Source organism: Streptomyces sp. NPDC086080, from assembly GCF_044540255.1.
Lineage (GTDB): Bacteria > Actinomycetota > Actinomycetes > Streptomycetales > Streptomycetaceae > Streptomyces.
Genome location: NZ_JBITRU010000019.1, coordinates 134,943 through 161,655 on the forward strand (window position 1 = coordinate 134,943; position 26,713 = coordinate 161,655).

Sequence of the window (26,713 nt, forward strand, 5' to 3'; positions counted from 1 at the left end):
CGAAACCGTATGCTCATAGACACGTCCGCCCACCGTCCCGGCCCCGCCGACACGACGACCGCCCCGCCCCGCCGGCGGCACGACGACGCGCCCGACACCGCCGCCCTGTTCGACCGGCTGTACTCGCTGGAGGACGGACCCGAGCGGGACGCGGTCCGCGACGAGCTCGTCACCGCGTGGCTGCCCATGGCCCACCGCATCGCCGGCCGTTTCCGCGACCGCGGTGAGTCCATCGAGGACCTGCGCCAGGTCGCCGCCCTCGGACTGGTCAAGGCCATCGACCGGTTCGACCCGAGCCGCGGGGCCTTCGAGAGCTATGCCGTCCCCACCATCACCGGCGAGGTCAAGCGGCACTTCCGCGACCGGATGTGGGCGCTGCGCGTGCCCCGCCGGGTGCAGGAACTGCGCAACAAGGTGCGGGTGGCACGGCGCGAACTCACCCAGAGCCCCGGCAGCCCCGAGCCGTCCGCGGCGGCCGTCGCCGCGCACACCGGACTGACCGAGGACGAGGTCGCCGCGGGGATGGAGGCGCTGGAGAGCTTCAGCACCCTGTCGCTGGACGCCGAGCTGTCGTCCGACGACGACGGCTACAGCCTCGCCGACACCCTCGGTACCGCGGACGCCTCGTACGACGTCGTCGTCGACCGCGAGTCCGCCAAGGAAGGCCTGCGCCGGCTCCCGGAACGCGAGCGCGCCATCCTCTACATGCGCTTCTTCGAGGACATGACCCAGAGCCGGATCGCCGACCGGCTGGGAATCTCCCAGATGCACGTCTCCCGTCTCATCAGCCGCAGCTGCGCCCGGGTGCGCGCCGACGCGATGGGACAGCGGCAGACGACACACGGCGGCGGCGGACACTCGGCGACGGCGTGAACGGCGCCCGCCCGGACAGGAACGCGAGAGGGACGAGACACATGCTGAAGCCTCACCCCGCCGTGCTGCGCCGCCTCGTCGAGGAGTACGAGGCCCTGACGGCCACCGGAACCGGCGAAGCGGACCCGCGGACCGGTGACCTGGCGTACACCCTGTGCGTGTCGACCGGCACCCGGGACGTACGACAGGCCCTCACCACCGCACACCGCTGGCTGGCGGCCGCCGGACCCGACGGGTCCCGGACCGCCGCCCGGCCGGCCGCCGTATGACTCTCCCGGTGCGGGGAACCCGTAGCGGATGAGCGAATCCGAGATTGGCCCGGAAGGCCGGCCCGTGGACGTCTACCTCGACCTGCTGCGCGTCCGGATGGACACCGAGGACTACCGGCTTCTGCTCCGCGTGGTGGAGCCCGTCCTCGAGGCGATCGACGAGCACCGGCTGTCCGGCCTGGACCTGGCGCTGGAGAGCGGGGACGACGAACTGCCCCAGGAGGTGCGCGACGAGGCCGCTCTCGTCATCGCGACCGCCGTCACCGGCCGCCTGGACAACGAGGTGGTCGAGCTGGACGTCGACGAGACCGGACCGGTCAGGGTGGTCACCGACGCGGCGACCGCCGCCGACCCGTCCCGGCTGGGCGAGATCGCCGACTTCATCAGGGACCGCCACCGCCAGAACGAGGAGCTGCGGGGCATAGCGGAGGCGAGTGGCCTCCCCACGGATTTCTGACCCCGACACCACCCTCGGTGAACCGGTCACGGTCGCCGGCCGGCGCCGACGGGACGCCGTGCCCCGGCCCGGGGCCGCGGGTGTCCTGCCGGCAGGGCGGCTTCGCCGGGCCCGGCGCGCCCGGTCCGCGCCGCCGTCCGGCGCCGATGGCGTCCCGCCGGGTGCCGCTGGGTGGTGTAGCCGATCAACGGACCGGACTCGCAGGTCACGCCGGGTACGTCGACCGGCTGGGGCACTCCCGGCGCCTGACCGGGCCACTTCGCGTGCCGCGCCGCTGTGGAGATCATCGCGAGCCGGGTACCGGAGGGCGAAGCGCGTGATCGCTTACACCACCTCGCGGCACCTCGCGGGACGCGACCCCGGCGCAGGCAGAGCTGGTGGGCCCGCACGAGGCCCGGTCGGCGGAGCGGGTGCTCCGGATCCCGGCCGGGGGATGCCGTGCGGTGCACCAGGTCCCGGCGTGGTGCAGGGGCCGCCGGGGTGAGGGTCAGCGGTCGGAGGTCGAGATCCGTACGTTCAGAGGGCGGGCGAGGCCCACCACGGCCTCGTCCAGGCGTTCCAGATGGCGCAGGACCCGGCCGGTGACGCGGCCGTAGCGAGCCGTGCCCTCGTCGCCCAGCAGGGAGGCGATGCTCGGCCCCGTCTCGACCGGCGCGGAGACGTCCTCCTCCGCGACCCGGGCCGTGATCGTGCCGATGTTGCGCACCGTGCGCCCCGCCGCTCCCCGGAGCCGGGGATCCGCGGCGATCGAGGGATGGGTCGGCAGCAACTCGGCGGTCGCCGCCAGCGAACGCGCGTGGTACGCGCAGGTCTCCAGCAGCGCCACCACGTAGCGCGCGTTGGTACGCCTGGCCCGCAGCGGGGTGACCGGATGGGTCAGCGGCTGGGTGGCGCCGCGCAGGTCGCCCAGTGCCTGGTCCAGCTCCCGCGCCCTGTCCAGGAGGTCCTCGGCGGGCCCGCCACTGAGCTGCACGACCGCGGCATCGGTGACCTCACCGAGCCGCTCCAGCACGGTGACCAGCAACTCGTTGGTGCGCCGGTCGGTGCGCACCGGCAGCACCAGCGCCGCCGCGGCCACCCCGCACGCTGCGCCCAGAGCCGTCTCCTCCAGGCGCAGTATCAGCACCTCCCAGCTGTAGGTGTGCAGCAGCGTGTACAGCAGCCCCAGCATCGCGGTCACGAAGAACGACATCAGTGTGTAGGACAGCGGCGCCGTGTAGAACATCAGGAAGATCAGCACCAGCACCAGCAGGAACGCCGCCACGGTGTGCCGGCCCACCACGGCCGCCAGCGCGATCCCCGCGACCACCCCGAACACCGTGCCCAGCAGCCGCCGGTAGCCCTTCACCAGGATCTCGCCGGTCGAGGCCGTGTTGATGAAGACGATCCAGCAGGTCAGCACCGCCCAGTACCAGCGATCTGTGGACAGCAGCTCACCACCGATGATGGCCAGCGTGGAGCCCACGGCCACCTGAACGGCGGCCCGCGTGGTGGGCCGTCGCAGCCCCGTGTGCGCGACCTCCGGTTCCGGCTCCTCGCCGGCGTCGATGGCGGCGTCCTCGGCGTCCAGTTCCTCCCGGGACCTGGCCGTCGCCGGGCTGTCGTCCGACTCGTCCTGGGGCCCGTCCAGGGCGACGCGCAGCCCCATGACGGCGCGGGCGCTCTCCCCGACGGCGCGGAACACGTCCTGCACGACCGGTGCCGCGGGCGGCAGGTTCTCCCCGTCCCGGTAGGCGAGCAGCCGGTTGCGCACCTGGGCCAGGCCCGTCCCGGCCGGCCCCGTCCGCAGCACGAGCGCGCGCAGTGCGAGCAGGTCCCGGCGCAACCGGTCGGTGGCCTCGTCCGGTCCGGGCAGCCGGGCGACCTCCGGGGCGGGCGCGCCGGGCAGATGCAGGGTCAAGGTGTCCGCCCGTTCGGCACTGCGGGCCGACAGCAGCAGCAGCCCCAGCCGCTCGGCGGCGATCTCGGCGTCGGCGATCCGGCGCTGCAGCAGCCGCGCCGCCGACTCGTCGGGCGTCCCCTCCTCCAGCCGGGTCTGGATCATCAGGGCCGTCTCGTGCAGCCGGGCGTTGCCCTCCCGCACCTCCTCCAGCGCCTTGTCGATCTCGTCCGGCCCCGCGTCGAGCAGCGCCAGCTGCGCGGAGACCAACCGCGCCAGCCGGGCCCGGAAGGCCTGACGCAGCCGCTGGAGCAGACCGGCGGGAGTCACCGGGACCACGGCGAACCGCATCAGCGCGCTGCTCGCGAACGCGACCGTCATGGCCGCCCACAGCCCCGGCAGCTCATCGGCGGAGGCGCCGACGAACAGGGACACGAAGTAGACCTGGAAGCCGATCAGGCCGAGCCCGGTCCCGCGGTCCCCGAACCGGCGGCCGTAGACCGCGCAGAAGATCAGGACGACGAAGAAGGCGTCCCCGACGACCGTCCACTCGCCGAGCACCGCGCCCAGCGACACGGACACCAGCGCGACCACCAGTCCGAGGGCCAGCGTGACCGCCTGGGCGCCGCGCTGCCGCTCCCGGATGGCGAAGGTGGCGACCATCGCCGTCATGGCCCCGGTCACCAGCCGGGTGACGCCGAACCCGAGCAGGGCGAGCACGGCGAGCGTCAGCGCGATGGCTCCGACCGTCCGCAGTGCGGCCGTCAGCCGCAGCAGACCGGGGTCGGACGCCGCCAGACGGTCCCGCAGCCGTGTCCGTCCGGACCGTCCCGCCGCCTTCACTCCGCCGCACTCTTTCCCGTCGTCACCGGTGTCGTCACGGGTGCCGTCACGGGTCCGGATCCCGGCGCCGCACGGTGCGAGCCGCCCCTGGGGCCTGTCCCGCGGATCACGCCGCGGACGCGGGGTCCCCCGGCCCGCACGCGCGCCGCGTCGTCGTCGGTCGCCGGCTCCCCCACTCCCGGCTCCTCCACTCCCGGCTCCGCCCGAGCGGGAGGACCCCCGCGTGTCGCAGACCTCGGCCGCACGCACCGGACCCCGCTCACGGTGCCGGTCAGGAGCCGCTCATGCCCTGCGGCCCGATCCGGACGACAGGCCCCGGCCCGGCCGGTCACCGAGCCGCCCGGCCCGCTTCCTCGACGTGCGTCCGCACCTGCGCCGGCGTCAGATAGGCGTCGAGGTACTCGAAGTCCCGCAGACTGCCGGGCCGGTGGGTCTGGAACCCGGTGCGGACGAAGTCGTCCCCGGCCACCGCGTTGAGCAGCCAGTTGGTCAGCACCCGGGTCTTGGCGACGTTGGTGCGCAGCGCCGACCAGTGGTAGCCGCGGGCCACCACCTGGGCCGGCAGTCCGTGCAGTTCGTAGCCGAACGGCTTGGACACCGCGTCGGTGCCGCCGAGGTCCACCACCAGCCCGAGGTCCTTGTGGACGTACGGCCGCGTCGGCCGGCCCCGCAGGGTCGCGATGACGTTGTCGGCGACGTGCCTGCCTTGCCGCAGCGCGTGCTGCGCGGTCGGCGGGCACACGGCGCCGTCGCCCTTGGCCACATCGGGCACCGCGGCGGAGTCGCCGAGCGCGAACACCCCGTCGTGCCCCGGCAGGCACATGTCCGCGTTCACCGCGAGCCGCCCGCGGACGGTCTCCGCGCCGAGCGTGGCGATGAGCGGACTGGCGACCACTCCCGCGGTCCAGATCAGCGTGCGGGTGGGCACCGCCCGGCCGTCGGTGAAGGTGACCTCCTCGGCGCTCGCCTTGGCGATGGACACCCCCAGCGAGATCTCGATGCCGCGCCGGGTCAGGATCTCGTGCGCGCTGCGCCCCAGCTTCTCGCCCAGTTCCGGCATGAGCTTCGGCGCGATGTCGATCAGATGCCACTTGATCAGGCCGGGGTCCAGCCGGGGATAGCGCCTGACGGCGGCGTGCGTCAGCCGCTGGAGGCAGGCCGCGGTCTCGGTGCCCGCGTAACCGCCGCCGACCACCACGAACTGCAGCCGCGAGGCCCGCTCCACCGGATCATGGGACGCGTCGGCCAGATCGAGCTGGGAGATCACGTGATCCCGCAGGTAGGCGGCCTCGGCGAGCGACTTCAACCCGAAGGCGTGGTCCGTCAGCCCGGGGATGTCGAAGGTGCGGGTCACACTGCCGGGAGCCAGCACGATGTAGTCGTACGGCTCGTCGACGATCTCGCCGTTGAGGATGCGGATCACACAGACCTTGGACCGCAGGTCCACGCCGATGGCTCCGCCCGGGATGATCCGGGTGCGGTACCTCTCACTGCGCCGCAGGGAGAGGGCGACCGACTGCGGGGTCAGCACACCCGAGGCCACCTGGGGCAGCAGCGGCAGATAGAGCTGGTACGAGAACGGTGTCACCAGCGTGAGGTCGGCCTCGTTCGGGCCGAGCCTGCGCTCCAGCCGTCGTACGCACTCCACGCCGGCGAAACCCGCGCCCACCACAAGGATTCTGGGTCGTGTCACGGTCTCCATCCCTTCCTGCGGCTCCAGGCGGTCCGCCTCGGGCGTCGATGCCTGACGCGTGCCCCTGTTCAGCACCACGATGCCCTCACTGACGAGGTGACGCACCGGGAGGCCGCGGCGGACGCACCCGTCGCCCCGGTGTCAGCCGTGCAGATGGCACAGCAGCAGACACACGTCGTCGTCGCGTTCGGAGTCGCTCAGCAGCGGATCGAGTATCCGGTCCGCCGACTTCTCCAGGTGCGCGTCGAGCGCGGCGGACCCGTACGCCCCGAGGGCCGCGGCGAGCCGTTCGATGCCCGGGTCGATGCCCTGGGCCCGCCGCTCGACCAGCCCGTCCGTGTAGAGCGCGAGCGTCGAACCGGGCGCCAGCCGCTCGGTGTGATCGGTGATGTCCTGGTGCAGCGGAATGCCGAGCATCGCGCCCGGCTTGGCGTCCAGCACCCGCACCCGCCCGTCGGGCAGCCGCAGCATCGGCGGCGGGTGACCCGCCGCGGCCCACGTCAGCGTCTGCTCGTCCGGATGGAAACGCGCGATGACCGCGGTGGCGAACAGATCCGGCTGGAGATGGCGCAGATAGCCGTGCAGCCGGGTCAGCAGCCGGCCGGGCCCTCCGCCGTCGACGGCGTAGGCACGCAGCGCGGTGCGCAGTTGGCTCATCATCACCGCCGCGTGCAGACCGTGCCCGGTGACATCGCCGACGACGGTGATCAGACTGCCGTCCCGTTGCCGGAACGCGTCGTACCAGTCGCCGCCGATGTTCAGTCCGTGCGTGGCCGGCAGATAGCGCGCCGCCAGACTCAGTCCCGGCGTGGCCGGCAGCTCCGTCAGCAGCGCGCGCTGCAGCGTCTCGGCGATGTCCCGGTTGTGCTCGAACCGGCGGGCGTTGTCCAGGGCGATCCCGGCCCGCCGGGCCAGTTCGATCAGCATCACGGCGTCGTCCGGGTCCCAGCGCTCACCGGGCGGTGACAGGGTCAGCACACCCAGGGGCGTACGGCGCGCCGTCAGCGGGACGCACAGCAGGGGCCGCTCGGGATCCAGGGCCGACGGCGGCCGGTCGTCCACGCCGGGCAGGCCCCCGGGATGCCCGGCGGCGTACTGCGGGCGCCCGGTGCGGGCCGCGAGGACCGCCGCACCCGAATGGGTGGTCGGCCGGTGCCGGCCGTCCTCGTGGTCGAACACCCATACGTCGGCTCCGCCGGCGTACCGCGGCACGAGCAGCTCCGGCAGCCGGCGCACGATCTCGTCGAGGTCCAGCGAGGCGTTCAGCGCGGCGCTCGCGTCCGCCAGAAAGGTCAGCCGGCGCCGCGCGTTCTCCGCCTCCTCGCGGGCCCTGCGCTCGGCGGCGAACGCCTCCTGCTGTGCCCGGCCCGCCGCGTCCAGCTCGGCGTGCAGCGCCACGACACCCTGATTGGTCTGGTGCAGCTCCTCCCGGTGGAAGGCGACCAGCGCCTCCTGCTCGGCGAGCCGCTCCAGCACCGTGGCCGTGTCCTCGTCGGCGCCCAGGAGCGCCCCGGACAGACCGTCCGGATCCTCCGTCACGCTGTCCTCGCCGACGACCCGGCCCGGCTCGGGGCAGCGGACGGTCACCGTCCACGGGGCGCCGCCGGCCGTGCCGGCTCCGGGGGCCGGGGTCACCACGGCGCGCAGGTCCGCCGTTCCGGCGGGGGACGGTTCCTCCAGGGTGAGCACCCAGGTGCCGCCCCGGGTGAGGCACTGCCGTAGGTGGCCGCCGAGCGCCGCGGTGAGCCGGGCGCGTTCCACGGTGGTCACCCCGTAGGCCGTGGCCAGCCGGGCCACGGCGGCACGGGCCCGCCCGGCGTCCGTGACATCGCAGATCCGCCAGGTGCGCGTCATGGGCGCTCCGAGGGGACGGGGGCCAGTACGGCCACGGCGGTGTCGTCGCGCACCGGGCGCGCGGAACTGCCGGCGTCCCGGACGGTCACGGCGGCCGTCACGGCCGGGTCGGCCGGCGGCCGTCCGGTGTCCGGGGGCGGCGTCCAGCGGCCGGGCAGACCGTCCGTGTGCAGGATCAGCAGGCTCCCGGCCGTCCAGGGGAACTCGTCCTCACGCACCGTGTGCGGCCGGTGCACCCCCACGATGCCGGGACGGGACAGCAGGGACCGCCAGCGGTCGCCCTCCCGCAACCGGGCCGACACATTGCCGATCCCCGCGAAGCGCAGCCGGCCCGTCCAGGTGTCCAGCTGGGCCACGGCGACGGCCGCACCCCGCGTACCGGCCAGGGCCGTGTGGAGTTTGCGCAGCGCCTCGGCGGGCGGCAGCCGGGCCCAGCGGCGCAGCTCCTCGACAGCGGCGGTCGACGCACGGGCCGCCTCGCTCCCGTGCCCCAGCCCGTCGGCGAGCATCAGCGTCGTACGGTCGCCGGACCTGACCCAGGCCCAGGCGTCCCCCGAGAAGTCCGCGCCGGCGAACGGGACGTTCACGCCGCCGGCACGCACCCCGAGGTCGCCGGAAGACTCCCCGCCGCGGTCCGGACGGCCGGCGGCGGGGCCGACGCGGGCCATCGCCACGGTTCCCCGGCCGGGCACGCTGTGCAGGCCGAAGTCGTCGGCGAGACGGCGGCACGTGCCGAGGCCCGCTCCGAGCGAACCGCCCGAGGAGAACCCGTCCCGCTGCGCACCGGCGGGATCGGCGATGCCCGGCCCGTGGTCGACCGCGACGATCTGCACGGCCCGGCCCGGTCGGCCCTCCCGTGCCAGCGGCGGGTCCACGGCATCGATCAGCACCCTGCCCGCCTGCGCGTACTTCAGCAGATTGGTGGCCAGCTCGGTGGCCACCAGGGAGACGGCGGCGGTGCGCTGCTCGTCCAGCCCCGCCAGGGCCGCGGCCTCCTCCGCCGCGACCCGTACGTCACGCACCCGGGTCGGGTCCTGCACCGGTACGTCCCACACGCGCGGCATCAGACGCCCTCGCGCGGCCGCGGCGGCCGGGACACCCACGAGGTCACCCGTACCGTGGTCCCGGACCCGGGGACGGTCTCCACCGCGAAGTCGTGCACCAGACGCCGGGCGCCGCCCAGTCCCATTCCCAGCCCGCCGCCGGAGGTGTAGCCGTCGCTGAGCGCCCGGTCGAGATCGGGGATGCCCGGTCCCGAGTCGCTGAAGGCGAGCCGCAGCCCGTCGGTCCCGCCCGCGGTGACGTGCGACACCTCCATCCGGCCGCCCCCGCCGTGCACCAGGGTGTTGCGCGCCAGCTCGCTGGCGGCGGTCACCAGCTTCGTCTGGTCCACCAGTGAGAAGCCGAGCTTGGCGGCAGCCTGCCGCACATGCTGACGCACCCACACCAGATCCATGTCCGACCGGATCGGCAGGCGGGCCTCCACATCCGCGCCGGTGTGCGTCACGGGCGCTCCTCGCGGACGCCGGCCCGCGGCGGCGCGACGGGCTGCGCGAGCAGTTCCATCGCCGCCTCGGTGGTGAGCGCGGTCCGCAGCCCCGGCAGGGTCAGTCCCAGTTCCACCAGGGTGATGGCGACCGCGGGCCGCATGCCGGCCACCACGGTCCGCGCGGCCAGCAGCTCGGTCTGGGCCGCGATCTCGGCCAGTACCCTGCCAAGGAAGGAGTCGACCATCTCCACACCGGAGATGTCGATGACCACCCCCGTGACCCCGCTGCGGACGATGGTCTCGGAAAGGTCCTGCTGGAGCTGGTCCGCCATGCTGTCGTGCAGGTCTCCCTGCAGGGTGACCAGCAGCACGTCCCCGAGCCTGAGCACCGGCACATGTCCCGCGACCGGGCGGGAGAACCCTTCGCTCACCGTCGGCCCGCACCGTCGGGTGCCGCGTGCACGATGTTCGCCCCCAGCTCGTGCAGGCAGTGACCGAGTGCGTCGGCGAGGGTCGCCCGGGTCTTCACCGTGCCGAGGTCCAGGCCCAGGTGCACGATGGTCTGCGCGATCGCCGGACGGATACCCGACACCACGCACTCCGCGCCCATCAGCCGGGCCGCGGCGACCGTCTTCATCAGATGCTGGGCCACCAGCGAGTCGACCGTGGGTACACCGGTGATGTCGAGGATCGCGAACCGGGCGTGCTGCTCGACCACCGCGTCCAGCAGCGTCTCCATCACCACCTGGCTGCGGGCGCTGTCCAGCGTCCCGATCAGCGGGACCGCGACGATGCCGTCCCAGAGCTTGATCACCGGAGTCGCGACCTCCAGCAGCTGGAGCCGCTGCCGGTCGGTGAGAGCCTGTATCTCGCTCAGTGCGGTCTGCATGGCCACCAGACGCAGCGTGCCCATCAGAACGCTGAGCGCGGTGGAGCACTCCCGCAGCCGCTCGGGCTCCTCCTGCTCCAGATCGGAGACCAGGAGGTTCTCCACCGGCGGCAGCAGCGCGGCCAGCTCGGCCGACACCTGGGTGGCGGACAACCCCGCGCGGGACCGCGTCGCCCCCATCCGCGCCAGCTGCTCGCGCACGCCGGTGAAGCCCGCGGCGTCCGGGTCCTCGACCCGCTGCGCGTCGGCGACCCGGGCGAGCGCCTCGACCACCGCCTTGCCGGCCTCCACCGCTTCCTCGCGCGAGACCGTGAACACCGTACGGAACAGGGGCTCGTCCGCCCACCGCTGGGCGATCTGCTCGCCGCGCCGCCACAGGAAGTCCCTGACCTCCTGCGCCGGTGTTCCGGGTGTCCCGCCCGTTTCGTGCTGCGGCACCTGATTCCTCTCCTCGTCGTCGTCTCGCGCCGAGCCCGCCTGGGGCACCGGAGGGTGCGGGGTGTCCTCAGGATTCCGGTTCGGCCGGGGGCGTGTCCGGCTGCCGGTCCACCCGCTCCAGCGCCTCCTCGACGCTCGACGAGACCGGAACGGTGATGCTCACCCCCGTCAGGTCCAGGATGCGGCGCACGGCGGGGGTGGGGGAGATGATGTGCACGCTCCCCGGCAGCTCCCTCGCCTCCTGGTACACGCGCAGAATGATGTTCATCCCGGACGAGTCCATGAAGGGGACCGCCGACAGATCGAGCAGAAAGTGCCGGCGGCCGTGATGGAGCTGGTTGGCCAGGTGGTGCTGGAACTCGGTCGCCGTGTCGACGTCCAAGTACCCCTCCACCGTGAGAAGGGCCACGTCCTCACGTGGAAGGGTCACCTCAACGGACAACGGGTCCTGGGCAATGTGCACGAGTACCTCCAACAAGGTGATCAAGCTCTTCGTCGCGCAGCCGCGCGTACCCCCGAATCGCCCCCTCATGCCTCCGCGCGCCCGCCGTCCGGGCGACGTCGCTCATCCCACGCGGATCCCCACGATGCAGGTGTCGTCGTCCGTGTCCGACCTGCTGTAGGTGAGCAGACGGTCGAGCCGCTGGTCGAGCGTGGCCGGAAACGCGGCGGCGGTGGTCAGCAGGTGCGACAGGGATTCCTCCACCGAACAGTCCCGGCGCTCGATCAGACCGTCCGTGTACATCAGCAGATTGTCCTCGGCGGCCAGCTGCACCTCCGCCTCCTCGTACGACGCCTCCGGCACGGCACCGAGCAGCAGCCCGCCGGTCAGCGGCAGCGGCGCGGCCTCGGAACCCCGCACCAGCACCGGCGGCAGATGACCCGCCCGAGCCCACCGCAGCGTGCGCGAGGCCGGGTCGTACAGGCCGCAGACGGCGGTGGCGGTGACGCCGCCCGTCAGATGGTGCGTCACGATGTTCAGCCACGCCAGCAGCTGTCCGGGGCCCGCCCCGGTGACGGCGAGGCCGCGCAGCGCGTTGCGCAGGACGACCATGCTCGTCGCCGCCTCGATGCCGTGGCCGGCCACATCACCCACGCACAGCAGCACCAGCCGGGACGGCAGCACCACGGCGTCGTACCAGTCGCCGCCCACCAGCTGCTCGGTCTCGGCCGGCCGGTAGCGCACGGCCACGTCCAGATCGGGTACCTGCAACGGGTCCTGCGTGGGCGGCATGATGGCGCGCTGCAGCTGCAGCGCCAGCCGGTCCCGCTCGCTGGCGTGCTGTTCGGTGTGCGCGAGCTGGTCCCGGGTGGCGGCCAGCGCCACCTCCGTCCAGTGCTGGGAGGAGATGTCCTGGTAGGCGCCGCGGGTGGTCAGCAGCCGGCCGTCGGTGTCCAGCACCGGTTCGGCGACCACCCGGATGTGCCGGGTCACCCCGTCGGGCCGTTGCAGCCGGAATGCCACCGAGGCCGGCCGCCGCTGGTGCAGCAGGGTGCGCAGGAACCGGCCGATGGCGACGGCGTCGTCCGGATGGGCGTGCGTGGGCAGCTCCTCCAGCGGCACCGGAAGGGTCGACGGTGAGCGCCCGTACAGGTCGAACAGTTGATCGTTCCAGGTGATCTCCCCGGTCAGCAGGTTCTCCTCGAAACCGCCGATCCGGCCCAGCCGCTGGGCGTGCTGGAGCAGGCTCGCCAGCCGTGCCGTCTCGTCCTCGATGCGCCAGATGAACAGGATCGCGTCGCCGTGCCGGCTGACGCTGATGTCCGCGACCGCCGCAAGCGGCACCTGGTCGACCAGCGCGGTGAGATTCATGCGCCGGGCCCGGAACGGCTCACCCGTGGCGTACACCCGCTCGATCCGCTGGAACAGCTCGCTCTCCCCGGCGGCCATCGGATACGCCTCCAGCAGCAGCACGCCGCTGACCATGGCACGGGGCCGGCCGGCCGGGTCCAGGAAGCGGCCGTTGACGTGCTGGATGCGGAAGTCGACCAGGTTCCCGGAGGCGTCCAGGTGCGGCACCAGGACGAGGGCCGGGTCGTACAGCCCGTCGGCCAGATCCATCAGCTCCGCCGCGTCGCCCGGCACCCGCGGCTGCCGGGCCGGGCCGCTCGGTGGCGTGTACGTCTCCAGGGTGTGCGCGCACAGCTCGGCCAGCGCCTCCACCTGACGCACGATCTGCGGCGGCTGCTCGGGCAGCGGAGTGGGCCAGAGGATCTCCAGCACCCCGTACACCCGCCCTCCGGTGCCGGCGGGCACGGCGGCCCTGCCCCCGTCCGGATGGTGGTGCCGGCCGACGCTGGGCAGGCCGCGGTCGGCCGTCGACGCCATCCACAGGCCGTCGCGCTCCGCCAGGGCGCACCGGGCGACCGTCGCCACGTCCGGCGGTACGTAGTGCCAGCGCTCCGCCTCGGCCGGGGAGAACCCGGCGCTTCCCGCCAGGGTGAGCGACCCGTCGGCGCCGGCCGCCCAGATCGCCACGGCCACCGCGCCCAGCGGGCGCAGCGCCTGTTCGAGCAGGGACGCGGCCACGGCCTGGGTGTCGTCCGCCGCCAGCGCCCCGCTCTCGGCCGCGCGCAGCCGTACGGCCGCGCGCTCGGAATCCGCCTCCTCGGCGGCCCGGGTGGCGGCCAGGAACGCGTCCGTCACCTCGGACATTCGGTCCCGGGCGGCCTGGTTGATGACCTCGACCGCGAACTCCAGCCGGTTGGTTCCGGCCTGCTCGGTCAGCTCGGAGAGCTGGCGGTCGGCCTGCGCGGGACCGCACCCCAGGCGTTCGACGAGGATGCCCTTGGCGAGTTCGATCAGTGCCCGGCCCTCGGCCTCCGCCTGCGCGGCCCGCACCTCACGGCTGAGCCGGTCCACGGTGGCGGCGAGCCTGCCCACGGGCGAGTCGGCGGACACCCCGGCGGGCCCCGCCGGGGCGTGGCCGAGCCGGGGCTCGTGCTGTTCGTCCGGATGTTCCCTGATGCTCACGGTGCGCACGCTCCTCGGCGGCTGCGGGGACCTGCGGCGGGGATCATGCGGGCAGCCAGCGGCGGACACAGGCGATCAGGGCCTCGGTGTCGACCGGTTTGGTGACATAGTCGCTGGCCCCCGAGGCCAGACTCTTCTCACGGTCCCCGGGCATCGCCTTCGCGGTGACGGCGATGATGGGCAGCTCGGCGTACTGCGGCATCGCGCGGATCTCCGCCGTGGCGGCGTAGCCGTCCAGCTCGGGCATCATCACATCCATCAGCACGAGTGCCACGTCGGGGTTGCTCACGAGTCTCTCGATGCCGGTGCGACCGTTCTCCGCGTGCAGGACACGGAAGCCGTGCAGCTCCAGGATCCCGCTGAGCGCGAAGAGATTGCGCGCGTCGTCGTCGACGACGAGGATCGTCCGGCCGGAGAACGACCCGTCCACGACCGTCTGCGGGGTCGTCCGGTGCGCCTCGTCACCGCGCACCAGTGACAGCACGTCGCCGGGCTCCTCGGCTGACAGGTGCAGGGCGATGCGCTCGCGCAGCTCGTCCAGGCTGGACAGGAACTCCAGCGCCGTGCCCTCGGCACGGGAGCGCAGGGTCTCCTCCGTCGCCGCGTCGGCCCGGTGCCCGCTGTGCACCAGCACCGGCACGCTCGCCAGGGCGGAGTCGCCCCGCAGCGCCTCCAGGAACCGGGCGGCCTCCGTCTCCATGCCGAGCTCCAGCACTACGCAGTGGCACGGATCGGCGGCCAGCGCACCGGCCGCCTCCTGGGCGCCGACGGCCGTGATGATGTCGACCGACGGCCGGGAGGTGCCTTCGCCCCGCGTGACGTCCTGGACCACGCTCTCCGCGACCAGGGTCAGCAGGCCCCGGGGGCGCTCCTCGACGACCAGCAGCCGCCGCGGGCGCTGCCCGGATCCGGTACCCGTCTCGATCGCGGGCACGTGCCGGGACGACGGGTCCGCCGGCTCCTGGGCCGGACCGTGGTCCGCGATCCGGGTGGACCGCAGCAGATCCTCGAAGTCCGGCCGGGCGACGGGCAGGAACAGGGTGAACGTACTGCCCTGCCCCGCGACGCTGTCCACCGTGACCGCGCCGCCGAGCAGATGCGCGATCTCCCGGGTGATGGACAGACCGAGTCCCGTGCCGCCGTACTTGCGGCTCGTCGTGCCGTCCGCCTGCTGGAAGGCGCCGAAGATCGACTCCAGATGCTGCTCCGGGATGCCGACACCGCTGTCCCGCACCCGGAAGGCCACCACCGGCCCGCCCCGCAGCACCCCGGCGGGCACCTCGTCGTCCGGCGCGGGCTCGATCCGCAGCTCCACCCCGCCGCGCTCGGTGAACTTCACCGCGTTGGACAGCAGATTGCGCAGCACCTGCCGCAGCCGGGAGTCGTCGGTGAGCAGGTCCGCCGGCGCGCCCGCGGCCGTCGTCACCGTGAAGTCCAGGCTCTTCTGCGTCGTCATGGGCCGGAACGTGGCCTCGACGTACTCGACGAGCCGGCGCAGCTCCACCCGCTCGGGGCTGACGTCCATCTTCCCGGCCTCGACCTTGGACAGATCGAGGATGTCATTGATCAGCTGCAGCAGGTCCGAGCCCGCCGAGTGGATGATCTGCGCGTACTCGACCTGCTTCGGGCTGAGATTGCGCGAGGGGTTCTGGGCGAGCAACTGGGCCAGGATCAGCAGGCTGTTCAGGGGGGTGCGCAGCTCATGGCTCATGTTCGCCAGGAACTCCGACTTGTACTTCGAGGCCAGCGACAACTGCTGGGCGCGTGCCTCCAGCTCCTGCCGGGCATGCTCGATCTGCAGGTTCTTCGCCTCGATGTCCCGGTTCTGCGCGGCCAGCAGCGCGGCCTTCTCCTCCAGTTCCGCGTTGGAGTGCTGGAGTTCCTCCTGCTGGGACTGCAACTCCGCCGAGCGTTCCTGCAGTTCGGCGGTGAGCCGCTGCGACTCGGTCAGCAGCTCGTCGGTTCGGGCGTTGGCCACGATGGTGTTGACGTTGACGCCGATGGTCTCCATCAGCTGGACCAGGAAATCACGGTGGATCTGGGTGAACGGGGTCACCGAGGCCAGCTCCATGACGCCCAGCACCTGGCCCTCGACCACGATGGGCAGCAGCACCAGCGCGGTCGGCACCACCTGGCCGAGCCCGGAGGAGATGGTCATGTAGTCCGGCGGCAGCTCGTCGACCGTGATGGGGCGGCGGCTGCGGGCGGCCTGACCGACCAGGGTGCGGCCGAAGGCGATACGGGTGGGCCGGCCGTTGTCGTCGGGGTAGCCGTAGGAGCCGACGAGCCGCAGCTCGGGCCCGTCGGCTCCGTCCTCCACCAGATAGAACGCACCGAACTGGGCCGACACCAGCGGCACCAGCTCGTCCATGATCAGCTCGGCGACCACGGGCAGGTCGCGGTGTCCCTGCATCAGGCCGGAGACCCGGGCGAGGTTGGTCTTGAGCCAGTCCTGTTCCTGGTTGGCCCGGGTGGTCTCGCGCAGGGACTCCACCATCGCGTTGATGTTGTCCTTGAGCTCGGCGACCTCGCCGGACGCCTCGACGGCGATCGAGCGCGTCAGATCACCCTCGGCGACGGCGCTCGTGACCTGCGCGATCGCCCGCACCTGCCGGGTGAGGTTGCCGGCCAGCTCGTTCACGTTCTCGGTGAGCCGCTTCCAGGTGCCGGAGACCCCCTCGACCTCGGCCTGGCCGCCGAGCCGGCCCTCGGTGCCGACCTCGCGGGCGACGCGGGTCACCTCCTGGGCGAAGGCGGAGAGCTGGTCGACCATCGTGTTGATGGTCGTCTTCAGCTCGAGGATCTCGCCGCGCGCGTCGACGTCGATCTTCTTCGACAGATCGCCCCTGGCGACGGCGGTCGTCACCAGCGCGATGTTGCGCACCTGGCCGGTGAGGTTGTTGGCCATGGAGTTGACGTTGTCGGTGAGATCCCGCCAGGTGCCCGCGACATGGGGCACGTGCGCCTGGCCGCCGAGCCGGCCCTCGGTGCCGACCTCGCGGGCGACGCGGGTGACCTCGTCGGCGAAGGCCGACAGCGTGTCGACCATCGTGTTGATGACGTCGGCCAGCGCCGCGACCTCACCGGCGGCCTCCACCCTGATCCGCTGCGACAGGTCGCCCCGGCCCACGGCGGACGCGACCTGGGCGATGGAGCGGACCTGACCGGTCAGATTGGAGGCCATCACGTTGACGTTGTCGGTGAGGTCCTTCCAGGTGCCGGACACACCCCGTACCTGGGCCTGGCCGCCGAGCCGGCCCTCGGTGCCGACCTCGCGGGCGACGCGGGTGACCTCGTCGGCGAAGGCGGAGAGCTGGTCGACCATCGTGTTGATGGTGTTCTTGAGTTCCAGGATCTCGCCGCGCGCGTCGACGGTGATCTTCTGCGAGAGGTCGCCCTTGGCGACGGCGGTCGCCACCAGCGCGATGTTGCGCACCTGACCGGTGAGATTGCCCGCCATGAAGTTCACCGAGTGGGTCAGGTCGCGCCACGTGCCCTTGACGCCCTGCACATCGGCCTGGCCGCCGAGCCGGCCCTCGGTGCCGACCTCGCGGGCGACGCGGGTGACCTCGTCGGCGAAGGCGGAGAGCTGGTCGACCATCGTGTTGATGGTGTTCTTGAGTTCCAGGATCTCGCCGCGCGCGTCGACGGTGATCTTCTGCGAGAGGTCGCCCTTGGCGACGGCCGTCGTCACCTGGGCCACATTGCGGACCTGCGCGGTGAGGTTGCCCGCCATCGCGTTCACCGAGTCCGTCAGGTCCGCCCAGGTGCCCGAGACCCCCGGCACCTGTGCCTGCCCGCCCAGCGCCCCTTCGGTGCCGACCTCGCGGGCTACGCGCGTCACCTCGGAGGTGAACACCGACAACTGGTCCACCATGCCGTTGAAGACCTTGGCGATGTCCCCCATGAGGCCGTCGGCGTCGTCCGGCAGCCGGGTGCCGAAGTCCCCGTCCCGCACGGCCGTCAGTCCCGCCAGGAGCCGCTTCAGCTCCTCGTCCCCCGGAGCGGCGTCGGTCCCCTCGGTGCTCTTGCTGGTCATGCGCACCCTCGTTCCGGCAGAGTCAGTGCGCGTTTCCGCAGTTCACGGATGTGCGCGATGAGAAAATACGCCGAAGGCTAACCCACGACGAGGGCGCGGAACAAAGCGCCGAAGGGCCCCGGAAACCGGTCCGGAAAAGTCGCGGCGCGGAGGCATGTCCTGCATTCTGGCGGGTACTGGACCAGGTTTCGCCGAGCGCGTGGCGCCGGACCACCGGCGCAGGATTTCCGGTCGGCGCCCTTCGAATGTACGGGCGTCCGCCGGGTATTTGCTGCAGTGGAGGAGGGCGGGCGGGGACGCCGGACCCGCTCACTTCGCGGAGTGCACGTTCACCGGGGAGGCAACGAGCAGTGACCATCGACGGCATCTGGTCCTACGCGCCGGACCTGCTTCACCTCGCGGAGCAGGACCTGACGGGTTACACCGTCCTCGCGAGCGACGGCACCATCGGCCATGTCGACCGGCAGGCCGACCATCACGGGATGCGGCATCTCGTCGTCGACACCGGAGTGTGGGTGTTCGGCCGCAGTCTTCTGGTGCCGGTCGGCACGATCGCCGCCGTGGACGCGGGGGAGCGGAGGCTGACGGTGTCCTGCACCCGGGCCGAGGTGAAGGCGGCGCCCCGGTTCCGTACCGACAGCGAGACCATGGACGTGGCGTACCTCACCGCGGTCGGCGACTACTACCACCGGCTGCCGCCCCGCGAGCGGCCCGTCGGCTGAGCTCCGGGGCCCGTCGGCTCACCACGGCAGGAAGACGTGGATGTCCTTGCCGCGGTCGTCGGCGACGACACTGACCTGATCGCACAGCGTATGGACCAGATGCCAGCCGATTCCGCCGCCGCCGCTGCCCGGATGGAAGGGCCGGGGAGCCGGCTCGGTGGTGCTGGTGTCGTGCATCACCACATGCACCCCGTCGAACGTCCTGCGCAGCCGCAGCTGGAAGGGGCCCGGTGCGTACTGCACCGCGTTGGCGGCCAGTTCCGTGACCACCAGGAGAATGTCGTCCCAGTGTTCCGGAGCCGACGGCGCCGACACACGGGCCAGATCGAAGAGGAACTCCTCCGCGACCAGGCGTGCGTCCGTCACGTCGCGCAGCTTCCCCGGGAAGCTGGCGGTGCGGCTCGCGATCTCCTCGCCGGCCAGTGTCCTGTCCCCATACGGCTCGGGTGCCATCTCGCCTTCCAGGCCCCGGCACAGCGGGGCGGTCGTCCGCGTCTGTCTGCATCCTCCCGTCTGTGGGTTCCCGTGAGGGCGGAGCCTACGCGCCCGCATGCCCGTGCAGGATCGTGTACAAACCCGCCACCGGCCCACCGGGCCCCGGGGCGCTCAACGGAACACGTTGTCCGAGTCCTCCCAGCCGGGAACCTCCTCGGCCGCCCCGGCGCGCCCCGGCCGGGTCCGCGACTGGTACATCGCGTCGATCTCCGTCGCGTAGCGCTGCACGATCTCGTCCCGGCGCAGCTTCATCGACGGCGTCAGCAGACCGTTGGACACGTCGAACGGCTCGGGCAGCACCCGGAACACCCGGATCGACTCCGAGCGGGACACGCTGCTGTTGGCCGCGGCGACCGCCCGCGCGATCTCCTCCCGCAGCGCGTTCTCCTCCCGGGCCTCCCGGGTCGGCGCGTCGCCCGGCAGGGACAGGGTGCCGCGCCAGTGGGCCACGAAGTCCGGGTCCAGGGTGACCAGGGCGCCCACACACGGCCGGTTGTCGCCCACGACCACGGCCTGATGGACCAGCGGATTCATCCGCAGCCGCTGCTCCAGCGCCGCCGGGGCCACGCTCTTGCCGCTGCTCGTGATGATGATGTCCTTCTTGCGGCCGGTGATCGTGAGGTAGCCCTCGGTGTCCAGCCGCCCGAGGTCCCCGGTGGCCAGCCAGCCGCCGCGCAGCGCCGCCCGGGTGGCGGCCTCGTCGCCCACGTACCCCTGGAACACCGACGGGCCGCGCACCAGGATCTCCCCGTCGTCGGCCACCCGGATCCCGATGCCCGGCAGCGCCTGCCCGACGGTGCCCGACTTCTCCCGGCCGAACGGCTGCATCGTCACCCCGCCGCTGGTCTCGGTCAGCCCGTAGCCGTCGTGGACGTAGATGCCGATGCCCTCGTAGAAGAGGGAGAGGTCGCGGTTGAGCGGCGAACCGCCGGAGGTGGCCCGTCGCACCCGGCCGCCGAGCGCGGCCCGCAGCCTGCGGTAGACGGCGCGCTCGTAGAGGGCGTGCTGCAGTCTCAGGTCGAGGCCCGGCCCCGAGCCCCGCCCCAGCCGCTGCCGCTCCACCGCGGTGGCGAAGTCCCGGGCCGTTTCCGCGGCCCGCTCGAACAGGGCTCCGCGGCCCTGCTGCTGCGCGGTGCGCAGAAAGTTCTTGTAGACCTTCTCCAGCAGTGACGGAACCGCGTAGAGATAGGTGGGCCGGAAGGTGCGCAGGGCCGAGGACAGCGACTCCCCGCTGAGATCGGGCTCGTGCCCCATCAGCAGGCCGCCGCGGACGCACAGGCTCTGGATCATCAGACCGTAGACATGGGAGAACGGAAGGAAGGCGAGAACGGCGCCCTGCTCGCCGGGCGGTGCCGCGGTGTGTCCCCAGCCCTCCAGCAGGGTGTCGCAGATGAACGCCATCCCGCGGTGGCTCAGGGCACAGCCCATGGCATGGCCGGAGGTCCCGGAGGTGTAGGCGATCACGGCCGTGGAGTCCGGCAGCACGATCCGGCGCATGGAGTCGACCGTGGCCGACGGGATGAACTCGCCGCGCGCCGCCAGCTGCTCCAGCCCGCCCGCGTCCAGCTGCCAGACGTGCCTCAGACGCGGCAGTGAGGCGCACACCGACCCTACCGTCATCACGCTCTGCTCGTCCTCCACCAGGACGGCGACACAGGCGGAGTCCCTGAGGATCCACTCCACCTGATCGCGCGAGGAGGTCGGGTAGATCGGCACGACCTCGGCACCCACGGTCCACAGGGCGTGGCACAGAAGGGTCCACTCGCAGCGGGTGCGCGCCATGATCGCCACCCGCGCGCCCGGTGAGATCCCGGACGCGATCAGGCCCTTGGCCAGGTCGACGACCCGGTCCCGGAACTCCGCGGCGGTGATTTCCTCCCAGGTGGAGGAGTCCGGGGCGGTGCGGCGGGCGAGCACCGGCAGGTTCGGGCTCTCGTCCGCCCTCGCGAAGAGACTGTCGGCGAGACCGCCGGTCAGGGGCGTGGCGGACGGGGGAGCGAGAGCGAGATCGCTCATGCACTGCTCCTGACATGTACGGGGTGTGACTCGGCCGGTGAGGACGGTCATCGGCGGTGCCTGAATGTAGTCGAGCCGGCCCGTTCCCGCGCCGGGATCGCGACAAGTGTGTCCGCACTGATGATCTCGCCGCTTTCGGGGGACCCGGACCGCATGAGCTACGTGAACCCAGATCCCGAACCGGAACGCAGCACCGGCCTCGAACCGGGCGGCGGGGTACCCCCGGGCGAGACCCCGCCCGCGGAGAGCAGCATGCCCGAGGCGGGCCCTCATCAGGCGGAGAATCCGGGCAAGGGCTGGGCCAGGGGCCCGCTGACCGCGATCCTCGCCCTGGCGGTCGTGGTCGCGGCCTTCTTCCTGGTCTACGCCCTGGTCCTGATCCTCTGACACCGGCGCGACCCGCCGGCCACCCGCTAAGCCTGGGTCTGCCGTACGCACTCCGTGACGACATCCCTCAGACTGTCCGTGCGCCGCATCAGATCCCGCTGCACCCGGGCGCCGTTGCCGTCGCGCAGCAGCCGGGCGCACCCTTCGCGCGCGCTCTCCAGGTCCCCGGCGGCCTCCAGGGCCTCAGCACAGTGATCGAGGAGACCGTGGACGATCGCCTCGGCGGGCGTGCGCCGCATGGTCCGGGGGTCGAGCAGTTCGCCGGCCAGACCCGCGCGGGCCGCCTGCCAGGCGGCCAGCCGGAGCAGGCTGACGCCTGGATCGAGCGGCTCCCGCCCCGCCCTCCAGTCGCGCGCCGCGGTCTCCACCAGCGCTCGGGCCAGGGTGGCGATCAGCCCCGCGGTCTCCGCGTGCAGACAGACGTCACAGACGCGGATCTCCACCGTCGGATACCGCTGGGACAGCCGGGCGTCGAAGTAGATCATGCCCTCGTCGAGGATGACGCCGGTGGCCACCATGTCGGCCACCCGCCGGTGGTACCGATCGGCCGAGCCGAAGATCTCCGTCGGGCCGGCCGACGGCCAGCGCTGCCAGACGCGGCTGCGGTAGCTGTTGTATCCCGTGTCACGACCCTGCCAGAACGGCGAGTTCGCGCTCAGCGCCGCCAGCACCGACAGCCAGGGCCGCAGCCGGTCGACGACCGCGGTGCCCTCCGCGTCGGATTCGACGGAGACATGGACGTGGCAGCCCATGACGAGCTGCTCCCGGGTGGCGATGCCGAACTGCTCCTCCATCCAGCGGTAGCGCCGGTTGACCCCGATGGACGGGCTGACCGGCAGCGGCGACGTGGCGAGCGCGGCGACGGCGCAGCCGATCTCCCCCGCGTGACGGGCGGCCTCCCCGCGGCACCGGACGATCTCCGCGTGCAGGCTCTCCATGGACGACTGCGGATGCGTGGCGAACTCCAGCATCTGCTCGTGCAGTTCCTTCTCGAAGACGTCCTGCTCCGCGTCGTCCCGCTCGGCCCGGGCGAGCACCGCCGAGGACATCGCCCGCGGTTCGCCCGTCTCCGGATCGACCAGGAGGAGCTCCTCCTCCACTCCCACGGTGCGCACGTCGTGTCCGCCCTTCTGCGACCTGCCGCGACGACGCCGAGACACCCTCGGCCGTACGGTCCCGAATGCCCCGCCGGGGGCCTGGGACACCTGGGCGTCGTCGCCGGTCTCACAGAGGGACGGGAGCCAGCCACACCGTCGCGAGCGGGGGCAGGGTGAGCCGGAGACGGCCGTCCTCGGGCTTGACGGGGGCCGGGTCGGTGACGTCCCCGCCGCCGTAGCGCGCGGCGTCGGTGTTGAGGACCTCCTGCCAGGCGATCACGTCGTCGCCGACGGTGAGCGGATAGTCGTGGCGGACCACGGGGGAGAAGTTCGACACCGCGAGCAGCGGCCGTCCCTGGGCGTCGTACCGGAGGAACGCGAAGACGTTGTCGTCGGCGGCGTCGACCGACACCCACCGGAAACCGGACGGGTCGGTGTCGCGCTGCCACAGCGCCGGGGTCGCCCGGTAGCGGGCGTTGAGATCGCGGACCAGGTCCTGCACCCCGCGGTGGTCACCGGCGGAGTGGTACCCGTCGTCGAGCAGCCACCACTCCGGTCCCTGCTCCTGGGACCACTCCGCTCCCTGCGCGAACTCCTGCCCCATGAACAGCAGTTGCTTGCCCGGATGGGCCCACATGAAGGCCAGGTAGGCGCGCACGGTGGCGCGCCGCTGCCACCAGTCGCCCGGCATCTTCGACACCAGCGCCTGCTTGCCGTGCACCACCTCGTCGTGCGAGATGGGCAGGCAGAAGTTCTCGCTGTAGGCGTACACCATCGCGAACGTCATCTCGTGGTGGTGGTACTTGCGGTGCACCGGCTCGTGGGAGACGTACTCCAGGGAGTCGTGCATCCAGCCCATGTTCCACTTCAGCCCGAACCCGAGACCGCCGGTGTCGGTGGGCCGGGTCACGCCGCCCCACGCCGTGGACTCCTCCGCGATGGTCACCACGCCGGGGCAGCGCCGGTAGACGGTGGCGTTCATCTCCTGCAGGAACGCCATCGCGGCCAGGTCCTCCCGGCCGCCGTGGGCGTTCGGCTCCCAGCCGCCGTCCGCGCGCGAGTAGTCCAGGTAGAGCATCGAAGCGACGGCGTCCACCCGCAGCCCGTCGATGTGGAACTCCTGGCACCAGTACACGGCGTTCGCGACCAGGAAGTTGCGCACCTCGGTGCGGGCGAAGTCGAAGGTGTACGTCCCCCAGTCGGGGTGTTCCGCGCGCCGGGAGTCCCCGGGCTCGTACAACGGCTCCCCGTCGAAACGGGCCAGCGCCCAGTCGTCCTTCGGGAAGTGCGCCGGCACCCAGTCCATGATCACGCCGATGCCGGCCCGGTGCAGGGCGTCGACCAGGTACCTGAAGTCGTCCGGGGTGCCGAGGCGGGCGGTGGGCGCGTAGAACCCGGTGACCTGGTAGCCCCAGGACGGGCCGAAGGGGTGCTCGGCGACCGGCATCAGCTCCACATGGGTGAAACCCATGTCGCGGACGTACGCGGGCAGTTCCCCGGCGAGTTCACGGTACGTCAGTCCGGGGCGCCAGGAGGGCAGATGCACCTCGTACACCGAGAACGGTGCCTCGTGCACGGGCGTCCTGCCCCGCGTCGCGAACCACTCGGCGTCGCCCCACTCGTAGTGCGAGGCCGTCACCACGGACGCCGTGTTCGGCGGCGCCTCCGTACGGCGCGCCATCGGGTCGGCCTTGAGGAACCGGTGCCCGTGGCGCGAATGGATCTCGAACTTGTAGCAGGTGCCTTCGCCGACGCCCGGCAGGAACAGTTCCCACACCCCGGACGAGCCGAGGGAGCGCATCGGGAAGGCCGTACCGTCCCAGTGGGTGAAGTCGGCGGCGACCCGGACCCCTTGCGCGTTGGGCGCCCACACGGTGAAGCGGGTCCCGGTGACGCCCTGGTGGGTCATCGGGTGCGCGCCGAGCGCCGTCCACAGCTCCTCGTGCCGGCCCTCACTGATCAGATGCAGGTCGAACTCACCGAGCGCGGGCAGGAACCGGTACGGGTCGTGCGTCTCCACGGCCTCGTCGTCGCCGTAGGCCACCGTCAGTGTGTACGTGGGGATCCGGTCCAGCGGCAGGACGACGGAGAACAGGCCGTCGCCCTCCGAGACGAGCGGGGTGCGACCGCCGTCGACGATCACGCCCACCTCGCGGGCGAAGGGGCGCAGCACCCGGAAGGCGACACCGCCGGGCACCGGATGGGCGCCGAGCAGGGCGTGCGGATCGTGGTGGGCGCCCGCCAGCAGGCGCCCCCGGACGGCCGGGTCCAGGGCGGGTGCGGCCCCCGGGGCCGCGGGGGCGGACGGGACGGGCCCGGCCGGTTCGGGAAGCGGGGAGTCATGCAGGGCCACGGCTTCAGTCTCCTCTCACGGCGAGGCGCTCGATCGCCGCCATGGGTACGGGCAGCCAGTCGGGTCGGTGCCGGGCCTCGTACAGCACCTCGTACACGGCCCGGTCCGTCTCATAGGCGCGGAGCAGGCCGTGCTTCTTGCGCGGATCCCAGCCGGCGCGGGCGGCGTAGCCCGCGCAGTAGGCCTCGCGACAGCGACGCGCCCACTCCGGACGCCAGGGCCGGCGCTGACGGGCGGCGTAGTCGAAGGAACGCAGCATCCCGGCGATGTCCCGCACGGGTGAGTGGGCGCTGCGCCGTTCGGAGAGCGGCCGCGACGGCTCGCCCTCGAAGTCGATGACGAACCACTCGCGCCCGGCCCGCAGCACCTGCCCCAGATGCAGATCTCCGTGGATCCGCTGGGCGGGCGGGCCGGCGTCGCAGGTGGCCAGCGCGGCGAACGCGGCCCGCAGCCCCGGCACGAACGGCTGGAGCGCGGGCACGGCGTGCGCGGCGGCGGTCAGCCGTTCGGTCATCGCCGCCGCCGTCCGCCCGTTCTCCCCGGGGGCACCGATGGGGAACGCCGAGGACAGCGCCAGATGGACATCCGCCGTGGCCCGGCCCAGCGCGTGCGCCTGCGCGGTGAAGTCGTCACCGGAGGCGAGCGCGTCGAGGGCCAGCGTCCAGCCGTCGGAGGCGTTGCGCAGATACGGCTGGAGCACCCCGAGCGTTGCCCGGAAGGGATGCGTCGTGCGCAGCCAGGCCACCGGGGCGGGGACCCGATGGCAGCCCTGGCGGGCCAGGGCCCCCGGCACCTCCAGATCCGGATTGACGCCGGGCTGGATGCGTCGGAACACCTTCAGGATGTACTCGTCGCCGTACACCAGCGAGGAGTTGGACTGCTCGGCGGTCATGAGCCGGGGCACCAGGCCGGTGGGCACCTGCTGGGCACCGTCGCACTCGAATCGCAGCGGGCCCGCGGTGCCGGGGCTGCGCAACCGCTCCAGGAGCAGCTGGGCCGCGCGCGGGTCGTGGAGGGCGTCGTAGACGGTCATCCCGGCCAGCCGGCCGTCCGGCACCCTGCCGATGAGCGCCTTGCCGAGTCGAGGCGAAGGACGCTCCCGTACACCGAGGAGCAACTGGTAGCAGTCACCCGCCGGGGTGGCCCCGCCGGGCGCGGGCACTCCGCCGTGAGCGGCGTGCACCAGTACGTGCAGACAGCCCGGGAACAGCTCCGTCATCGACAGCACATCGAGGTCGGTGACGGGCCGGTCCTTGCCGGCGAACCAGCGTTGCAGCGGCAGCCAGTCGCGCAGCAGCCCGGTGAGCGACTCCATGGGCTCGGCGGGCGCGCTCCGCGGGCGCAGGAATGCGGTCTTCGTCATGGTGACGCCTCCTTACGCCGGCCCACGCTCACAGTCGTCGGCCGATGCGGGATGCGACTCGGGTGAGCCGGAACCAGTAGAAGCCGTGGCCCCCGAGGGTCAGCAGGTACGGCAGTTCGCCGATGGCGGGGAAGCGCACCCCGCCGAACAGCTCGACCGGGTGCCGTCCCTTGAACTCCCGCAGGTCGAGTTCGGTGGGTTGTGCGAAGCGGGAGAAGTTGTTGACGCAGAGCACCAGGTCGTCGTCGTGTTCGCGGAGGAAGGCGAGGACGGCGGGGTTGGAGGAGGGCAGTTCGGTGTAGGTGCCGAGGCCGAAGGCGGGGTTCTGTTTGCGGATCTCGATCATCCGGCGGGTCCAGTGCAGCAGGGAGGCGGGGGAGGCCATGGAGGCCTCGACGCTGGTGACCTGGTAGCCGTAGACCGGGTCCATGATCGTGGGGAGGAAGAGCCGGCCGGGGTCGCAGGAGGAGAATCCGGCGTTGCGGTCCGGGGTCCACTGCATGGGGGTGCGGACCGCGTCGCGGTCGCCGAGCCAGATGTTGTCGCCCATGCCGATCTCGTCGCCGTAGTAGATGATCGGTGA

The 26,713-nt window shown here is 72.4% G+C and carries 21 protein-coding genes; 5 read left to right on the forward strand and 16 right to left on the reverse strand.

Annotated elements, in window-relative coordinates; translation table 11 throughout:
- Positions 1–9 precede the first annotated feature (9 nt).
- Genes ACIF9R_RS22870 through ACIF9R_RS22880 form a run of 3 tightly spaced genes read left to right on the forward strand, consistent with a single transcriptional unit; the run spans position 10 to position 1,599 of the window.
- A complete protein-coding gene (locus ACIF9R_RS22870; protein WP_399983038.1) occupies positions 10–873 on the forward strand; it encodes a SigB/SigF/SigG family RNA polymerase sigma factor in 864 nt (287 codons plus the stop codon).
- A gap of 41 nt (positions 874–914) precedes the next feature.
- Positions 915–1,142: a DUF5133 domain-containing protein gene (locus ACIF9R_RS22875; RefSeq protein WP_399983040.1), complete on the forward strand. Its 228-nt coding sequence runs from the start codon at positions 915–917 to the stop codon at positions 1,140–1,142.
- A gap of 28 nt (positions 1,143–1,170) precedes the next feature.
- Positions 1,171–1,599, forward strand: coding sequence for a hypothetical protein (locus ACIF9R_RS22880; protein WP_399983042.1), 429 nt, complete (start codon positions 1,171–1,173; stop codon positions 1,597–1,599).
- A gap of 487 nt (positions 1,600–2,086) precedes the next feature.
- Here the strand turns inward: ACIF9R_RS22880 and ACIF9R_RS22885 are convergent, their stop codons facing one another.
- The 10 genes from ACIF9R_RS22885 to ACIF9R_RS22930 form a co-directional block, all read right to left on the reverse strand.
- A complete protein-coding gene (locus ACIF9R_RS22885; RefSeq protein WP_399983043.1) occupies positions 2,087–4,321 on the reverse strand; it encodes an FUSC family protein in 2,235 nt (744 codons plus the stop codon).
- A gap of 328 nt (positions 4,322–4,649) precedes the next feature.
- The gene (locus ACIF9R_RS22890; protein ID WP_399983087.1) at positions 4,650–6,023 is read right to left on the reverse strand and encodes an NAD(P)/FAD-dependent oxidoreductase; all 1,374 of its coding nucleotides are present in this window, start codon (positions 6,021–6,023) and stop codon (positions 4,650–4,652) included.
- Positions 6,024–6,155: 132 nt separating this feature from the next.
- A complete protein-coding gene (locus ACIF9R_RS22895) occupies positions 6,156–7,868 on the reverse strand; it encodes a PP2C family protein-serine/threonine phosphatase (RefSeq protein WP_399983046.1) in 1,713 nt (570 codons plus the stop codon).
- A complete protein-coding gene (locus ACIF9R_RS22900; RefSeq protein ID WP_399983090.1) occupies positions 7,865–8,932 on the reverse strand; it encodes a SpoIIE family protein phosphatase in 1,068 nt (355 codons plus the stop codon). The genes ACIF9R_RS22895 and ACIF9R_RS22900 overlap by 4 nt, the downstream gene beginning before the upstream one ends.
- Positions 8,932–9,324, reverse strand: a complete 393-nt coding sequence (locus tag ACIF9R_RS22905) for an anti-sigma regulatory factor (RefSeq protein ID WP_399983093.1) — start codon at positions 9,322–9,324, stop codon at positions 8,932–8,934. Before ACIF9R_RS22905 ends, ACIF9R_RS22900 begins: the two co-directional genes overlap by 1 nt.
- 47 nt (positions 9,325–9,371) lie before the next feature.
- The gene (locus ACIF9R_RS22910; RefSeq protein ID WP_399983049.1) at positions 9,372–9,788 is read right to left on the reverse strand and encodes an STAS domain-containing protein; all 417 of its coding nucleotides are present in this window, start codon (positions 9,786–9,788) and stop codon (positions 9,372–9,374) included.
- Positions 9,785–10,684, reverse strand: coding sequence for an STAS domain-containing protein (locus ACIF9R_RS22915; RefSeq protein WP_399983051.1), 900 nt, complete (start codon positions 10,682–10,684; stop codon positions 9,785–9,787). The genes ACIF9R_RS22910 and ACIF9R_RS22915 overlap by 4 nt, the downstream gene beginning before the upstream one ends.
- 67 nt (positions 10,685–10,751) lie before the next feature.
- A complete protein-coding gene (locus ACIF9R_RS22920) occupies positions 10,752–11,147 on the reverse strand; it encodes an STAS domain-containing protein (protein WP_399983053.1) in 396 nt (131 codons plus the stop codon).
- 102 nt (positions 11,148–11,249) lie between these two features.
- On the reverse strand, positions 11,250–13,658 hold the full coding sequence (locus ACIF9R_RS22925; RefSeq protein ID WP_399983055.1) for a SpoIIE family protein phosphatase: 2,409 nt from the start codon (positions 13,656–13,658) through the stop codon (positions 11,250–11,252).
- Between the two features lie 43 nt (positions 13,659–13,701).
- Positions 13,702–17,697 (reverse strand): HAMP domain-containing protein, encoded by a 3,996-nt coding sequence (locus ACIF9R_RS22930; RefSeq protein ID WP_399983058.1) that lies wholly within the window; start codon positions 17,695–17,697, stop codon positions 13,702–13,704.
- A 350-nt stretch (positions 17,698–18,047) separates the two neighbouring features.
- Between ACIF9R_RS22930 and ACIF9R_RS22935 the strand changes: the two genes are divergently transcribed.
- A complete protein-coding gene (locus ACIF9R_RS22935) occupies positions 18,048–18,419 on the forward strand; it encodes a PRC-barrel domain-containing protein (RefSeq protein WP_399983061.1) in 372 nt (123 codons plus the stop codon).
- A gap of 18 nt (positions 18,420–18,437) precedes the next feature.
- On the opposite strand, the gene ACIF9R_RS22940 is transcribed toward ACIF9R_RS22935, so the two are convergent.
- Together ACIF9R_RS22940 and ACIF9R_RS22945 are read right to left on the reverse strand one after the other, a co-directional pair.
- Positions 18,438–18,872 (reverse strand): ATP-binding protein, encoded by a 435-nt coding sequence (locus tag ACIF9R_RS22940; RefSeq protein WP_399983064.1) that lies wholly within the window; start codon positions 18,870–18,872, stop codon positions 18,438–18,440.
- Between the two features lie 153 nt (positions 18,873–19,025).
- Positions 19,026–20,930, reverse strand: coding sequence for an AMP-dependent synthetase/ligase (locus ACIF9R_RS22945; RefSeq protein ID WP_399983067.1), 1,905 nt, complete (start codon positions 20,928–20,930; stop codon positions 19,026–19,028).
- 153 nt (positions 20,931–21,083) lie between these two features.
- On the opposite strand from ACIF9R_RS22945, the gene ACIF9R_RS22950 reads away from it, so the two are divergent.
- Positions 21,084–21,317, forward strand: coding sequence for a DUF6480 family protein (locus ACIF9R_RS22950; protein WP_399983070.1), 234 nt, complete (start codon positions 21,084–21,086; stop codon positions 21,315–21,317).
- A gap of 26 nt (positions 21,318–21,343) precedes the next feature.
- On the opposite strand, the gene ACIF9R_RS22955 is transcribed toward ACIF9R_RS22950, so the two are convergent.
- The 4 genes from ACIF9R_RS22955 to ACIF9R_RS22970 all read right to left on the reverse strand — a co-directional run.
- Positions 21,344–22,432, reverse strand: coding sequence for a glutamate--cysteine ligase (locus tag ACIF9R_RS22955; RefSeq protein WP_399983073.1), 1,089 nt, complete (start codon positions 22,430–22,432; stop codon positions 21,344–21,346).
- A 109-nt stretch (positions 22,433–22,541) separates the two neighbouring features.
- Positions 22,542–24,767 (reverse strand): 1,4-alpha-glucan branching protein GlgB, encoded by a 2,226-nt coding sequence (gene glgB / locus ACIF9R_RS22960; RefSeq protein WP_399983075.1) that lies wholly within the window; start codon positions 24,765–24,767, stop codon positions 22,542–22,544.
- 4 nt (positions 24,768–24,771) lie between these two features.
- The gene (locus tag ACIF9R_RS22965) at positions 24,772–26,130 is read right to left on the reverse strand and encodes a maltokinase (protein WP_399983077.1); all 1,359 of its coding nucleotides are present in this window, start codon (positions 26,128–26,130) and stop codon (positions 24,772–24,774) included.
- A gap of 28 nt (positions 26,131–26,158) precedes the next feature.
- Positions 26,159–26,713: alpha-glucosidase C-terminal domain-containing protein (locus ACIF9R_RS22970; RefSeq protein WP_399983079.1), on the reverse strand; the 555-nt coding region annotated here is incomplete at its 5' end.